This window comes from Pseudomonas sp. OIL-1, assembly GCF_010669185.1.
GTDB lineage: Bacteria > Pseudomonadota > Gammaproteobacteria > Pseudomonadales > Pseudomonadaceae > Halopseudomonas > Halopseudomonas profundi.
Genome location: NZ_CP048629.1, coordinates 2062223 through 2076464, shown reverse-complemented (window position 1 = coordinate 2076464; position 14242 = coordinate 2062223). Strand labels below are relative to the sequence as shown.

General features: G+C 56.4%; 12 protein-coding genes and 1 tRNA gene. 8 read left to right on the top strand and 5 right to left on the bottom strand.

The window, feature by feature from the left end; genetic code table 11:
• Positions 1-158: 158 nt before the first annotated feature.
• Both G3M63_RS09685 and G3M63_RS09680 read right to left on the bottom strand, forming a co-directional pair.
• A complete protein-coding gene (locus G3M63_RS09685) occupies positions 159-1220 on the bottom strand; it encodes an SDR family oxidoreductase (RefSeq protein ID WP_163982889.1) in 1062 nt (353 codons plus the stop codon).
• A gap of 678 nt (positions 1221-1898) precedes the next feature.
• A protein-coding gene (locus G3M63_RS09680) for an IS3 family transposase (protein ID WP_163984141.1) occupies positions 1899-3463 on the bottom strand; the annotation gives its coding sequence in 2 pieces (ribosomal slippage) (positions 1899-3001 and positions 3001-3463; 1566 coding nt in all).
• Positions 3464-3790: 327 nt separating this feature from the next.
• Between G3M63_RS09680 and G3M63_RS09675 the strand changes: the two genes are divergently transcribed.
• From G3M63_RS09675 to G3M63_RS09655, 5 genes are all read left to right on the top strand, one after another.
• The gene (locus G3M63_RS09675; RefSeq protein ID WP_163982888.1) at positions 3791-4111 is read left to right on the top strand and encodes a hypothetical protein; all 321 of its coding nucleotides are present in this window, start codon (positions 3791-3793) and stop codon (positions 4109-4111) included.
• Positions 4112-4120: 9 nt separating this feature from the next.
• Positions 4121-4417 carry a hypothetical protein gene (locus G3M63_RS09670; RefSeq protein ID WP_163982886.1) on the top strand — a complete coding sequence of 99 codons (297 nt, stop codon included), beginning with the start codon at positions 4121-4123 and terminating at the stop codon, positions 4415-4417.
• A gap of 429 nt (positions 4418-4846) precedes the next feature.
• Positions 4847-6421 (top strand): class I SAM-dependent DNA methyltransferase, encoded by a 1575-nt coding sequence (locus G3M63_RS09665; RefSeq protein ID WP_163982884.1) that lies wholly within the window; start codon positions 4847-4849, stop codon positions 6419-6421.
• A 31-nt stretch (positions 6422-6452) separates the two neighbouring features.
• Positions 6453-7754 carry a restriction endonuclease subunit S gene (locus G3M63_RS09660; RefSeq protein WP_163982882.1) on the top strand — a complete coding sequence of 434 codons (1302 nt, stop codon included), beginning with the start codon at positions 6453-6455 and terminating at the stop codon, positions 7752-7754.
• Between the two features lie 139 nt (positions 7755-7893).
• Positions 7894-8043 (top strand): hypothetical protein, encoded by a 150-nt coding sequence (locus G3M63_RS09655; protein ID WP_178100965.1) that lies wholly within the window; start codon positions 7894-7896, stop codon positions 8041-8043.
• A gap of 127 nt (positions 8044-8170) precedes the next feature.
• On the opposite strand, the gene G3M63_RS09650 is transcribed toward G3M63_RS09655, so the two are convergent.
• Positions 8171-8485, bottom strand: a complete 315-nt coding sequence (locus tag G3M63_RS09650; protein WP_163982880.1) for a DNA-binding transcriptional regulator — start codon at positions 8483-8485, stop codon at positions 8171-8173.
• Positions 8482-8826, bottom strand: a complete 345-nt coding sequence (locus tag G3M63_RS09645; RefSeq protein WP_163982879.1) for a toxin — start codon at positions 8824-8826, stop codon at positions 8482-8484. The genes G3M63_RS09650 and G3M63_RS09645 overlap by 4 nt, the downstream gene beginning before the upstream one ends.
• A gap of 256 nt (positions 8827-9082) precedes the next feature.
• Here G3M63_RS09645 and G3M63_RS09640 point away from each other — a divergent pair, with 256 nt between their 5' ends.
• Both G3M63_RS09640 and G3M63_RS09635 read left to right on the top strand, forming a co-directional pair.
• The gene (locus G3M63_RS09640) at positions 9083-9643 is read left to right on the top strand and encodes a hypothetical protein (protein WP_163982877.1); all 561 of its coding nucleotides are present in this window, start codon (positions 9083-9085) and stop codon (positions 9641-9643) included.
• Positions 9644-9759: 116 nt separating this feature from the next.
• Positions 9760-12996 carry a type I restriction endonuclease subunit R gene (locus G3M63_RS09635; RefSeq protein ID WP_163982875.1) on the top strand — a complete coding sequence of 1079 codons (3237 nt, stop codon included), beginning with the start codon at positions 9760-9762 and terminating at the stop codon, positions 12994-12996.
• 197 nt (positions 12997-13193) lie between these two features.
• Here G3M63_RS09635 and G3M63_RS09630 read toward each other — a convergent pair.
• Positions 13194-13284, bottom strand: a tRNA-Ser gene (locus tag G3M63_RS09630).
• 197 nt (positions 13285-13481) lie between these two features.
• On the opposite strand from G3M63_RS09630, the gene G3M63_RS09625 reads away from it, so the two are divergent.
• On the top strand, positions 13482-14171 hold the full coding sequence (locus G3M63_RS09625; RefSeq protein WP_150300837.1) for a crotonase/enoyl-CoA hydratase family protein: 690 nt from the start codon (positions 13482-13484) through the stop codon (positions 14169-14171).
• Positions 14172-14242: the final 71 nt, after the last annotated feature.

Here is a 14242-nt window from a genome sequence, read left to right as displayed (position 1 = left end):
CTGATACGAATGATCCTTGCTGAATCGGCCGATTAAAGGTTCCCGCACGAAACGGCCGCGGGGCGGCGACCGACACACTTAACCGCTCGTCCCGTGGGGAATGGTTTTGTGGCGGTGAGCCATCTGGTCCACCGCCAGGGTTCAAACCTTAAGCCTGTCTAGAGGATGAGTTTGCTGGCGCGCAATTGCTCGAACACCCGGAAAAACGCTTCATCGCTTGGTTGATAATCCAGAAAGCCCAGCTTTCGGCTTTTCGACATATCTGTAACGACCTCGATCGGGCGACCCAGGTCGGCGTCCGTGTGCCATGGCGAGATCAGTTTCCCGATATCTGACTCTGCCAGACCTGACTGACTCGACATTTCCTTCCAGATGTCTGCATCAGCGGCCATTTGTTGTTCAAGCGGTGCGGGCGTTCCATCGAACGGGGCCGGCTCGATGTCGAACCATTCAGCAATGCGCGCCCACATCCACTTCCACCGGAACACGTCACCGTTGACGACGTTGAACGCCTCGTTAGCGGCGTCTGGTGTGGTCGACGCCCAGAGCATGTGTCGCGCAAGCTGCGCCGAGTCAGTCATGTCTGTAAGTCCGTTCCACTGGACTTCGGAGCCAGGGAATCGGAATGGGCGACCAGTGAAGCGGCAAATGGAGGCGTAAACCGCCAGGGTCGTTGCCATGTTCATCGCGTTACCCACAGCGACGCCAGTCACCGTATGCGGCCGGTGCACGCTCCAGGTAAAACCATCGCGCGCGGATGCGGCGAACAGTTCATCCTCCTGCGCGTAATAGAAGTTCGGGACATCCAGCCGTCCCTGCTCTTCTCGAAACGGCGTCTGGGGCAACGCTCCTTTGCCGTAGGCTTCGAAGGGACCCAGATAATGTTTGAGGCCGGTCGACAGGGCAACATGGCGCACCGATCCGGATGGCCGAACCGCATTCAGCACGTTACGGACCATTTCCGCATTCACCCGGATATTCTCGGCTTCGCTTGCCTGGCGAGACCAGGTTGTCAGAAACAGATGCGAAGGCGCGGTGTTTCGCAACGCGTTGGCCAACGCTTCCGGATCCAGCAGGTCTGCACTGAGCGGCTCGACACCAGGCTCTTCGCTTGGACGACGAGCGAGCCCGGTGGCCTTCCAGCCTTGTTCCGCCAACAAGCGCGACACCGCGCTACCTATGATGCCACTCGATCCCACTACCAATGCATGATTCTTCATATGTGACTCCTAAAGCGCTGCAGGCTTGAAATTCATTGCGTCGCGCACTTCGCTGACGCACAGGGTTGCCTAGTCTGCCTGCCTGGCCTCGTCAGGCAGTGCACAGGCGATAACCTAGCCCCCTCGCTCGGGTGAGGTCCGTGCGCCGCCAGCGGTGACAACGATGTATTGCCGGCCTGTCTGGGGCGAGACATCGCTCATCGGGCCTCCCTGGCTGCCGACCGGAAGCCGGCCTTTCCAGACTTCCTCGCCAGTCGCGCTGTCCTGCATGGGCAGGCACTGCGAAGCCGGGCAGGCCCCCGCATTCCCCCCCCAGGTCGGTATTGGCAATTTCGTTGCCTTTTCTGTCATGGCTCTACCGAAAGACTCGCAGCTCAGCACTAAGTGCCGCAGTTCGACGCATATCTCCGGGATGCCATAAAAAGCGAGCACCCTGAGGGCTGCCTGGGTAGGCAACAGGCGCTCGGCAACATTGGATGGAATCGATGAGGACAGGTCGAGCCGGGGAGCCTCGCCTAACCGCTGAAAACGGGAGACAGGCGCAGGGAAATTGGACGGGTGGAGTGCGAACGCACTTATGAGCATTTGATTTTTATCTTATTGAAATTACAGAGCTCTACAACTGTTGATGTGCTCATGCCGGTGTTTGTCAACGTAGTTGTCGCGTAGACCATACTTTTATGCAGCCTGTAGCTGCGGTTCTTCTTGCAGGTTTTGCTGCTTCTCTGGATTGAGTGTTACTTCCCTCACAGCGTCCCAGTTTCGCGTATTCCTTGACCATCGTTCCGGGTGCGCTGAGCGTGCCTGTTGATACAGCGAATGACGCTTTGCCAAGATATCCACATCCAGGCGCAGATGGCGCTCCGCTGGCGTCACGAAGCGGATCCGGCTATGCCGGTGCTCGTGGTTGTACCAGTACATGAAGTCCCTGACCCAGGCCCGGGCGTCATCCAGGCTGGCGAAGCCGTTCTGCGGCCATTGAGGGCAGTACTTCAATGTTCGGAACAGTGATTCCGAGAAGGCGTTGTCATTACTTACGCGGGGCCTGCCGCGCGAAGGCGTGACGCCAAGGTCATACATTTTGGTTAGCAAGGTCGCAGACTTCATGGGTGCACCGTTATCAGAATGCAGCACCAGCGGCTCACGCAGGCATTTTTCGCTGAGAATGCTGCGTTGCAACAAGGCGGCAGCCTCTTCGCCAGACTCGGCGCTGTGCACCTCCCAGCCAACGGCTTTGCGGCTGTAAATATCTTCAATCAGATACAGGTAGTAATACTGACCACGCACCGGCGATGGCAGATAGGTAATGTCCCAGGACCAGACCTGGTTGGGCTTTGTGGCTACATGTGTTGTGGGCGCAGGATGCCGACGAGGCGGTTGGCTGCGGCCACGACGGTACTGCTGATCGGCGGCGTGCAGCACACGGTAAAAGCTGCTTTCAGAGCCGACATAACGACCCTGGTCAGCCAGTCGCGGCACAATTTGGCTTGGCGGCAAATGCGCGAACTCTTCGCTGTTGCACAGCTCCAGAATGGCCTGACGTTCTGCCTTGGTGAGCGCATTAGCTGGTACGGGGCGTATGGCAGTGGTACGGCCGTCAGGCTTCATGGTGTTCTCTTGAGTCCAGCGCTGGAAGGTGCGCAAACTGATGCCCAGCTCACCACACGCCGGCTTCTTGCGTGCACCGTTGGTGATGGCCTCAGTGAGCCATTCGACATAGTTCTGCCTGACTGGCAGCGAGGTCATATATCCTCGCTGTCGTCGCCCCAGTAGGCATTCAGCTTTTTTCGCAACACCAGCAGTGCGGCGGCTTCGGCCAAGGCCTTCTCTTTGCGGTTGAGTTCACGTTCCAATTGGCGGATGCGTTTCTTGTCTGTCTTGGCCTGCTCACGATCAGCTTGGCTTTGCGTCTTGGCGCTTTGCTGGCCGGCCAGACAGGCGGCTTTCCAAGCCTTTACTTGTTGTGGATAGAGACCCTTGCTGCGGCAGTACTCACTCAGCTCAATCTCTGACAATGCGGCGGTTTCAATAACGACCGCCAGCTTGGCTTCTGCCGACCAGTTGTCAGTCAGCTTTTGATCTCCCGGCACAACAGCTCCTCCGGCTTTGGCTTGTTTGCGCCAATTATAAAGCGTCTGCTCGCAGATACCTTCCTGCCGGGCCAACTCAGCAACAGACAGGTTGTGCGGGGGCAACAGCTTTCTCAGCAGGGCTTCTTTTCGCTCTGGTGCATAACGTGGCATTGCATGACTCATACCGTCCCCGGGATTGGATTCAGGTAAAACCGATCAAGCGACAACTACCCTGACACCGGGGGATGCTTACACGCCCGTCGGAGGATGTGAGCCGAGTAATGCTTGAAACAGGCTGATTAGACGGGATCCAAATCCCCGGTCTTTGTTGAACTGATGGAGGGCCCCGGCTCATGCGCTGCTTGAACCGATCTCGCCGCAGGCCCTGTTTGCCAGCGCTTTGCTCGTAGACAAAATTTGGGGAAAAAATTTGACCTGCCATTAAAGGCAGGTAATACTCGGGTGGTACTAGGTGACTAGCAACCAAATGAGGTGACTATGCGAATTTTCGATCCGGGTTCATTTTCCGACGTTGCAAACACACCACTCGGCGCAGCGATCTGGCGCTTTTTGCATGAAGACTCTTCGATCGCCTGCTTGGAGACGACTACCTATCTGAAGCGACCGGCGCTTGAAGGCCTTCAGCCTCATCTGCTAGCTGAGTTCGGCGATGACATTCGCGCTGACCGAGTCAAGCAGATGACTGGACGAATGGTCCGGCAGGTAATGGAAAACCTAGGCTATAGCTTAGATCAAACGGATGTTGGCATAAGAGTTGGTGATCTTTACAAAACAGCTGCCCGCTACGCTAAGCGCTAAGGAGCACACATGAGCAAGCTCGTTTGGACCAAAACTAAACTCCCTGAGCTGGGCCTGATTTTCTTGCGAACCATGCTTGAAAAAATGAGAGGTGATGAAGGTGCTACCGTTAGGCTTGGTACGACAGGGCAAGGGATAAGACCGAACTACCAAATAACCCTATCCGGCAAGGCACCTAGGGTCTTCAACGGACTCAACCATGAGATCTATACCGGGACCGAAAGATTTGATGACGGCAATCTATCATCATTCTTTTCTTTCTTTGACATTCGGGACGCCTACGAAGGGACCAGAAGCTCCCCTTGACCAGGCATCGAGCCAACGGACGGCGAGCGATCGCAGATCAAGATAGCTCGTCGGCCGATCTAACTATGCCACGCTGATTTAGTGGTCAACCGCTTCCGGGCAGTGAATTAAGGTTTTTCTTCGGTCGTGCAGGTGCCAGCCCACCATTGCAGGGATGGGGTCTTAGCCAGTTGTTACGCGTCATCAAGGAGCCGAGCGACGAAGTCGCCGAATTTCATGATATTGAACTAAGCGGGTCCTCTCCACTCCAGCACAAGCGGGCAACCAGGAAGCCTATTCCACGTTAGACATCCCCGCCTCCGGTGCCGTATTCTCACCTTCAACCAGGACGCAGCACGCCGGCAACGGAACGCCTGCCGCCCGCTTTCTCCGGCCTGCTTACGCATGCACTGCGCGCAGTCCGACGTACCCCTCGCAAAGCCGAAACACATGAGCAAAAAAGCCGCATCCAGCAAGAAAACCAAATCCTTCGAACAGACTCTCTGGGACACCGCCGACAAGCTGCGCGGCAGCGTTGAGTCATCGGAATACAAGCACGTGGTGCTGAGCCTGATCTTTCTGAAGTTTGTCAGCGATACCTTCGAGGCGCGCCGACAGGAGCTGATCGATCAGGGTCAGGGCGACTATGTCAACATGGTTGAGTTCTACACCATGCGCAACGTGTTCTATTTGCCGGAAGCGTCGCGCTGGTCGCATATCCAAAAGCATGCCAAGCAGAACGATATCGCCGTCAAGGTAGACACCGCGCTGCACACCGTCGAGAAGAGCAACCCCTCGCTGCGCGGCGCGCTGCCGGACAACTATTTCTCCCGGTTGGGGCTGGACGTTAGCAAGCTGGCGGCGCTGATCGACTCGATCAACAACATCGACACCGTCGAAGATAACGAACAGGACGTGGTCGGCCGGGTGTACGAGTATTTCCTCGGCAACTTTGCCGCGACCGAGGGCAAGGGCGGCGGCGAGTTCTATACGCCCAAGTGCGTGGTCAACCTGATTGCCGAAATGATCGAGCCCTACCAAGGCAAGATCTATGACCCCTGCTGCGGCTCGGGCGGCATGTTCGTGCAGTCGATCAAGTTCATCGAGAACCACCAGGGCAACAAGAAAGACATATCCATCTACGGGCAAGAACAGACCGCCACCACCTACAAGCTGGCGAAGATGAACCTGGCGATTCGCGGCATTGCCGGTAACCTGGGCGAAGTCCCCGCTGATACCTTCTTCAAGGATCAGCACCCGGACCTGAAGGCCGACTTCATCATGGCCAACCCGCCGTTCAACCTAAAGGAATGGCGCGCCAGCAACGAGCTGACCAACGACCCGCGCTGGGCCGGTTACGAAGTACCGCCCACCGGCAATGCCAACTACGCCTGGATTCTGCACATGCTGAGCAAGCTCAGCGAAAACGGCGTAGCCGGTTTCGTGTTGGCCAACGGCTCCATGAGCACCAACACCAGCGGCGAAGGGCTGATCCGCCAGAAGCTGATCGAGAACGACCATATCGACTGCATGATCGCCCTGCCCGGCCAGTTGTTCTACACCACCCAGATTCCCGTATGCCTGTGGTTCATGACTAGGAACAAGCGCGCCCAGCAGTTCACTGATGGCCGCAAACACTTCCGCGACCGCCAGGGCGAAACCCTGTTTATCGACGCTCGCAACAAAGGCAGCATGATCGACCGCACCCACAAGGATCTGACCACCGACGACATCGCCGACATCGCCCGCACCTACCATGCCTGGCGGGGCGAATTTGACGGTGAGGCGGTATATGAAGACGTACCCGGCCTCTGCAAAGCCGCCACGCTGGATGAGATCAAGGCCAACGATTACGTGCTCACCCCCGGCCGCTATGTGGGCGCTGCGGATGTGGAAGATGATGGTGTGCTGTTTGAGGAGAAGATGGCTGAGCTAAGCCAGACCCTGTACCGGCAGATGAAGGAATCGGCGAAGCTGGATGCGGTGATTCAGCGGAATCTGGAGGGGTTGGGTTATGGGGAGTGAGTGGCCCACATATTCATTTGATGAAGCCCCATTGGAGATTCTCGACGGGGATCGCGGAAAAAACTACCCGAACCGGAAAGAGTTCACTACAACTGGCTATTGTTTATTTTTGAACACCGGGAACGTTACGAAGGATGGCTTCAAGTTTGATGACATGGATTTTGTATCCAAGGAACGCGATGAAGCATTACGCAAAGGGAAACTCAAACGAGAAGATCTCGTATTAACGACTCGGGGCACGGTCGGTAATGTGGCCTATTACAGCCGGCGAGTTCCATTCGACCATGTCCGGATAAACTCAGGCATGGTGATAATACGACCAGACCAAGATCGTTTAAGCCCTAAATTTCTATATCTTTTTCTGCGCTCGAAAGTTTTTGAAAATCAAGTGGAGAGCCTCAGAACGGGAAGCGCTCAGCCCCAACTTCCAATCCGAGACCTCAAGAAAGTCACTATTTCGCTTCCTGAACTCGGTCAACAGGAGCACATAGCTCACATCCTCGGCACGCTCGACGACAAAATCGAACTCAACCGCCAGATGAACACCACGCTCGAAGCCATGGCGCAGGCGTTGTTCAAGAGCTGGTTTGTGGATTTTGATCCGGTGATCGACAACGCGCTGGCCGCCGGCAATCCAATCCCCGAAGAACTCGCCGCCCGCGCCGAACGCCGCGCCAACGCCGCACAGCAACAATCGCCCGAACACCCCCACACCCTGCCCGCCGCCATCCGCCAGCAGTTTCCGGATCGGTTTGTGTTTGCCGAAACCATGGGCTGGGTGCCGGAGGGGTGGTTCGAAGGCACGTTAGAAGACATGCTAGTTCTTCAGAGAGGCTTCGATCTGCCAAAAACAAACAGGACAGATGGCGACTACCCGTTGATGGCAGCAAGCGGGCAGGACGGCACTCACAACGAGTTCAAGGTTAAAGGTCCCGGGATAACTACCGGGCGAAGCGGGAAGCTTGGAGATGTAAACTTCGTCCACCACGACTTTTGGCCATTGAATACGACTCTCTGGATTAAGGAATACAAAAACTCGTCGCCTTATCACGCGTTGTATTTGCTCAGATCGCTAGGTCTCGAAACCTATAATTCCGGGTCGGCAGTGCCCACCTTGAACCGAAATTACGTCCATAGCATACCGCTTGGCGTGCCTCCGAAACCCGTCGTGGACGCGTACAGCAGGGCAGTTCAGCCATTTTATGAAAAGATGAACAGTCTCATGCGACAGCAAACGCGGCTTACATCCACCAGAGACACCCTCCTCCCCAAACTCCTCTCCGGCCAACTGCGCATCCCCGAAGCCGAACAGCTGCTCGCCGAGGTGATCTGATGTGGCGCAAGGTCACGAACGACAGATTAGAGCGGGAGTAGGATATGTCACTGCAATGGCCGGTTCATGCGCTCCAGGCGGGTGATCGGTCTCGCCACAGCGAACCCAATTTCCATGCGCTAGTGAGGCAGGACGGCCGATGACCAACGACAAGCGGATCGAAATTTTTCAAAGCGGCGACGGCCAGGCATGTATTGAGGTACGCCTGGAGGGCGATACCGTGTGGCTTAACCGGCAACAGCTGTCCGAGCTGTTTGGGCGGGATGCAAAACGGTCGGCAAACACCTGAATAATCTCTTCCGAGAGGGCGAGCTCGATGCAGGAGCAACTGTCGCAAATTTTGCGACAGTTCAAAAAGAAGGCGACCGGAAAAAGCGGTATCAGACGAGTGTTTTTGGTTCGGGCCGCGTTAGCGCCTACACACTAGCCAGGCGATCAACCATATCGGGGTACTGCTCGACCAGCTTTATCAGCAGCGCCGCCTGAGCGTTCGGCTTGGCTTTGTCCTGTTCCCAGTTACGCAGGGTTTCAGCACTGGTTCGTATGCGCATGGCGAAGACCTTTTGTGACATCTTCATTTTCTTTCTCAAAGCAACGATTTCACCTGCCGTCACCTCGGGCGCGGGTCGGTTCTCGACCGTCACGTGGCGCAAGGTAATCTTGCCCTCCCGCTGCGCCGCCATCTCATCGATGCCCTGCATCATTTCGTCGAACAGATTGCGCTTGTTCATTTGGTACCTCGCTTGCTCAACTCTTTGGTTATGGCCTGTTTGAGCTGCTTCTCCTGGTCAGCGGTCAGATTCTCCATTTCGTCCTTGTCATAGATCGAGAACATCCAGAATTGACCGTCTCCCATCAGCCAGTAATACACCACGCGCAGACCTCCACGCTTCCCCTTGCCTCTTCTGCTGTCAGCCCAGCGCAGCTTGCAAAAACCACCCGTTCGGGGCATTACGTCGCCGCACTCCGGGTGCGCCAACATCTCAGTCTGCAAATGCCGATACTCTTCATCGGTCAGATAGTCGCCAACCCGCGCAGTGAAAACAGAGGTTTCTATAAAGATTCCTTTCATGGGTCGAAGTGTAGGCATATTGCCTATGGTATTCAAGCGAAGTCGGCGCCGGCAGCATGACAATGCGACGCGGTCGTGCTGCAATTTCAACCACCAAATGGTGGAAATTCAGCCACTCGGTGGTGGATTTTCCACCCGCTCGCGGGTTTACGTGACGGAAAAAATTAACACTTTGAGTACGACTATGATCAAACAACAAACTCGATACGATCATTTCCCGCAGAATGATAGAACCTGAATCCGACACGGAACACTGATGATTCACCTGCATTGCACCCACAAGCTGTTCGCCAAACTGCCGGTCGATGCTAACGGCCGGCTGCCGAACACCAGAGCCCGCCCGCTTGCAGCCAATGATGCAGGCGATAGCCCGTTAAGCGGCTGGCACGCCAACCTGCTTACGCTGCAACGCCGCAACTGTGTGCTATTCGTCCACGACGCTACGCGCTTCCCGGTACTGCTCACCTGTCTGACCAAACCCGACTTCGCCGAGCTGGATTATTTCTTTCAGGATGGGTTGATGAACGCCCTGCTAAAAGGCGGCGCCAGCCAGGCACAGCTGGATACGGCAGCCAGTGCCCTGACGCCACTGCAATGCGATACGACGTGCAACCGCTCGGTGCAGGGTACGCTTAACCGTATGAAGCAGGATGTGGAGCATATGCTCTGGTACGACGGCGCTTCGATCACCGACCTCAGCGCCTACCGCACCAGCGTCTGGCTTGCTGACCGCCCCTGCAACATTAAGGGCAGCAAGGACTTTGTTTGGCCGCTGAAGGCAATGCTGGCACTATTGGATAACCTGAACGCTCGTTGATGAGCGATTAATCTGAACTGTCCGAAATTTCCGGATAGTTGCTGAACAAATACGCACGTTTTGCATAGTGCTTTCTGCGCCGCAGAAACTGTTGTCATTGAGGAAAGGAGTACCCGATGAGTTTCAACGAAGCCAAGCTGGAGCAGGCAATTATCGATTTGCTCGCACAGCAGGGTTATCCGCACTTCACTGGCGACAGCATCCGGCGCGCCAGCAACAGCGAAGCACTCATCAAGGATGACCTGCGCCAGTTTCTCGCTGCGCAGTATGCCGCCGACAACATCACTGCGAGCGAAATCGAATCGGTCATCCAGCAATTGGACAGCCTGCCTGCTTTGGATCTGTATGACTCCAACAAGACCATCCACAAGCGCATGGCCGACGGCTTTTTGCTCAAGCGCGAGCACTCGCAGCACAGCCAGAAAGACCTCTATATTCAGCTGATCGACTACAGCGGCCTGCCCGAACAGCGCGTGCCGCTGGAAGGTGAGGTAGAAACCTTGCAAGCCGAGCCCGGCGTTGGCTACCACACCGGCAATATCTATCGGCTGGTCAATCAGCTCGTCATCGAAGGCACCGAAAAGCGCATCCCCGACGCCATTCTGTATATCAACGGGCTGCCGCTGGTGGTGTTCGAGTTCAAGAGTGCGGTGCGGGAAGACGCGACCATTTTTCAAGCCTGGGAACAGCTGACCAGGCGCTATGTGCGCTCCATTCCCGAGCTGATGAAATACAACGCCCTGTGCGTGATCAGCGATGGGGTAAATTCGCGCATGGGCTCGGTCTTCGCGGCTTACGATTTCTACTACACCTGGCGCAAGGTCACGGGCGACGAAAGCATCGAGCAGGACGGCATCAACGCCCTGCACACCATGATCGAGGGGCTGTTTCACCCGGATCGGTTACGCGCGGTGATCCGGCACTTTATCTACTTCCCGGACGTGTCCCGCAAGCAGGAAAAAATCGCCTGCCGTTACCCGCAGTTTTATGCGGCCAACAAGCTGTACGAGAACATCCGCCTGCACCGCAAGCCACTGGGCGACGGCAAGGGCGGCACCTACTTTGGCGCCACCGGCTGCGGCAAGAGCTATACCATGCTGTTCCTTACGCGCCTGCTGATGAAGAGCGTGGAGTTCGGCAGCCCGACCATCGTGCTGATTACCGACCGCACCGACCTGGACGACCAGCTCGCGGGCCAGTTCACCAATGCCAAGAACTATATCGGCGACCAGACGGTGGTCAGCGTGGAGAGCCGCGCCAATCTGCGAGAATTGCTCAAGGGCCGCAACAGCGGCGGCGTATTCCTGACCACCATCCACAAGTTCACCGAAGACACGGAGCTTCTGACCGAGCGCACCAACGTGATCGTTATCTCGGACGAGGCGCACCGCAGCCAGGTAAACCTGGACCAGAAGGTGCGGGTGACCGACAAGGGCGTGAAGCGCACCTTCGGTTTTGCCAAATACCTGCACGACTCGCTGCCCAATGCCACCTACGTGGGCTTCACCGGCACGCCGATTGACGCAACGCTGGATGTGTTTGGTGAGGTTGTGGACAGCTACACCATGACCGAGTCGGTGAAGGACGAGATCACCGTGCGCATCGTTTACGAAGGCCGGTCTGCCAAGGTGCTGTTGGATAACGAAAAGCTCAAGGAAATCGAGGCCTACTACGCCCAGTGCGCCGAAGACGGCACCAGCGAATACCAGATCGAGGAAAGCAAGAAGGCCAGCGCCAACATGAGCGCCATCCTTGGCGACCCGGATCGCATCCAGGCGCTGGCTATCGATTTTCTGCATCACTATGAAAAGCGCGTGGCAGAAGGCTCAACGCTCAAGGGCAAGGCGATGTTCGTGTGCAGCAAGCGCGAGATCGCTTATGCCTTCTGGCAGCAGGTGGTGGCGCTGCGCCCGCAATGGAACGAGATACTGGCAGCCGAGGAAGGCGTGGAGCTGACCGAGCAGGAGCGCAAGGAAATCAAGCCGATGGAGCGGATCAAGATGATCATGACCCGCGGCAAGGATGACGAAAAAGCGCTTTACGACATGCTCGGCACGCAGGAATACCGCAAGGAGCTGGACCGCCAGTTCAAGAACGGAAAGTCCAACTTCAAGATCGCGATCGTCGTGGACATGTGGCTGACCGGGTTCGACGTGCCCTTCCTCGACACCATGTATATCGACAAGCCCATCCAGCGCCACAACCTGATCCAGACCATCTCGCGGGTGAACCGCAAGTTTCAGGGCAAGGAAAAGGGTCTGGTGGTGGATTATATCGGCATCAAAAGTCAGATGAACCTGGCGCTGAAGCACTACAACAAGGTGGACCAGCAGAATATCGAGGAGATCAACCAGTCGATCGTCGTGGTGAAGGATCACCTGGACCTGCTCAACAAGCTGTTTCATCAGTTCGACGCCCGCCTTTACTACACCGGCAGCCCGCTGGAGCAGCTCAACTGCCTGAATAGGGCGGCGGAGTATGCCCAGATCACCGACAAGATCGAGAAGCGCTTTATGGCGCTGGTGAAACGTCTGAAGGCGGCCTATGACATCTGCTGCGGCTCGGAGGGCGTCAGCCAGGGCGAGCGCGACCAGATTCACTTTTATCTCGCGGTACGCTCCATCGTCTTCAAGCTGACCAGGGGCAACGCACCGGATATCGCGCAGATGAATGCGCGGGTGCGCGAGATGGTCGCCGAGGCGCTGAAAGCCGATGGCGTGGAGGAAATCTTCAAGCTGGGCGAAGACGGCGCGGGCGAGATGGATATCTTCGATGATGACTATCTGGCGAAGATCGAGAAGATCAAGCTGCCGAATACGCGCATCAAGCTATTGCAACAGCTGCTGGCCAAGGCGATTGAAGACTTCAGAAAGATCAACAAGGCCAAGGGCGTGGATTTTGCGGAGCAGTTTCGCAAGCTGGTGGATCATTACAATGAGCGCAAGGACGATACGCTTTATGTTGGCGAGGTCTGGGAGGACATCACCAACGAGTTTGTAGACCTGATTCATGCATTGAAAGACGAGCAGCAATCCTATGCCGATCTCGGGGTCGATATTGAGGAAAAAGCCTTTTACGACATCCTCAAGAAGCTCGCCTTCCAATACAACTTCACCTATCCCGAAGACAAACTGCTGACCCTCGCCACTGCGGTGAAAAAGGTGGTGGACGACAAGGTGCAGTACACCGACTGGAATCAGCGGGCGGATATAAAAGCTGAGTTGAAAGTCGAGTTGATCCTGGTGTTGGCGGACCACGGCTATCCGCCGGTGGACCACGATGAGGTTTACAAGGAGATATTCGAGCAGGCGGAGAATTTCAAGAAGCATCGCGCGGAGCTAACCCCAGGCTAGTCACGGCTCGCGCATTGAGACGGAGAATGGCCCAGTAATGCACCATGCAGTCGACTCCGCGAGAGGGATTTTTCGGCGCAAGCGCCTCACCCTTCTGCCGCCGTCGCTAGCCTCCTATCGAACCGCCAAGGTCTCACCCAGCTTTCCCCTGAACAAAGAAAAAGGCCCCAGCTTGCGCTGGGGCCTTTTTCTTTGTCTGGCGGAGAGAGAGGGATTCGAACCCTCGATACGCTATTAACGTATACACACTTTCCAGGCGTGCTCCTTCAGCCACTCGGACACCTCTCCGGATCTTGCAGGCAGGGTAACCCCTGTCTCCAAGGCGCGCTAATTTACCGAAACATGCCGGCTTTGGCAAACGCTATTTGCTTGAAAGCGCTATAAATTTGGCTGCCGTCTGCGAGACTCGCCGGTCAAATTTATCTTGGTACACTGCTCGGCAACTGTGGCCTGTGGATGCCACACCTATGAACGAGGATAAATCAATGAGCGCGCTGGTTAGTTATGAATTTGCTGAGGGTATCGCCCGACTCAATCTGGATAATGGCAAGGCCAACGCCTTGTCGCCGGAGGTGTTTGCGGCGTTCAATGCGGCGCTGGATCAGGCCGAAGCTGACCGCGCGGTCGTGGTCATCAGCGGCAAGCCGGGGATCTTTTCCGGTGGTTACGACTTGAAAGTAATGACCTCCGGGCCGGACCAGGCGAAGGCGCTGGTTGAACTGGGTTCGACGTTGTCGCGCAGGTTGCTGTCCCATCCCTTCCCTGTCGTTGCCGTCTGTACTGGCCATGCGATTGCCAAGGGTGCGTTCCTGTTGCTATCCGCGGATTACCGCCTCGGCGTCGAGGGGCCGTTCAAGATTGGTCTGAATGAAGTCGCCATCGGTATGTCGATGCACAACGCCGGGACCGAGCTGGCCCGGGGACGGCTGACGTCCGCAGCGTTCAACCGTTCGGTTATCAATGCGGAGATGTTCGAGCCGACCGCCGCGATGAATGCAGGATTCCTCGATGAAGTCGTTTCCGCCGATGCCTTGGAAGAGCGCGCCATGGAGATCGCGCGCCAGCTTGGCTCGCTGAACATGACCGCGCATCGCAACACTAAACTGAAGGCGCGCCGGGAACTGCTTGAGCTACTCGACCGCTCCATTGAGCTGGACCGCCAACACACGCTGTAACCCATGATTTAACCACGCCACAGCGCAAATCGCCCGCGGGTTGAGTATCCTGTGCGCTTCGTCATAACGGT

Excerpts from the sequence above, each read along its gene's own strand:
- G3M63_RS09685 (WP_163982889.1), bottom strand. The coding sequence starts at position 1,220 with ATGAAGAATCATGCATTGGTAGTGGGATCGAGTGGCATCATAGGTAGC.
- G3M63_RS09675 (WP_163982888.1), top strand. The coding sequence starts at position 3,791 with ATGCGAATTTTCGATCCGGGTTCATTTTCCGACGTTGCAAACACACCA.
- G3M63_RS09670 (WP_163982886.1), top strand. The coding sequence starts at position 4,121 with ATGAGCAAGCTCGTTTGGACCAAAACTAAACTCCCTGAGCTGGGCCTG.
- G3M63_RS09665 (WP_163982884.1), top strand. The coding sequence starts at position 4,847 with ATGAGCAAAAAAGCCGCATCCAGCAAGAAAACCAAATCCTTCGAACAG.
- G3M63_RS09655 (WP_178100965.1), top strand. The coding sequence starts at position 7,894 with ATGACCAACGACAAGCGGATCGAAATTTTTCAAAGCGGCGACGGCCAG.
- G3M63_RS09650 (WP_163982880.1), bottom strand. The coding sequence starts at position 8,485 with ATGAACAAGCGCAATCTGTTCGACGAAATGATGCAGGGCATCGATGAG.
- G3M63_RS09645 (WP_163982879.1), bottom strand. The coding sequence starts at position 8,826 with ATGAAAGGAATCTTTATAGAAACCTCTGTTTTCACTGCGCGGGTTGGC.
- G3M63_RS09640 (WP_163982877.1), top strand. The coding sequence starts at position 9,083 with ATGATTCACCTGCATTGCACCCACAAGCTGTTCGCCAAACTGCCGGTC.
- G3M63_RS09635 (WP_163982875.1), top strand. The coding sequence starts at position 9,760 with ATGAGTTTCAACGAAGCCAAGCTGGAGCAGGCAATTATCGATTTGCTC.
- G3M63_RS09625 (WP_150300837.1), top strand. The coding sequence starts at position 13,482 with ATGAGCGCGCTGGTTAGTTATGAATTTGCTGAGGGTATCGCCCGACTC.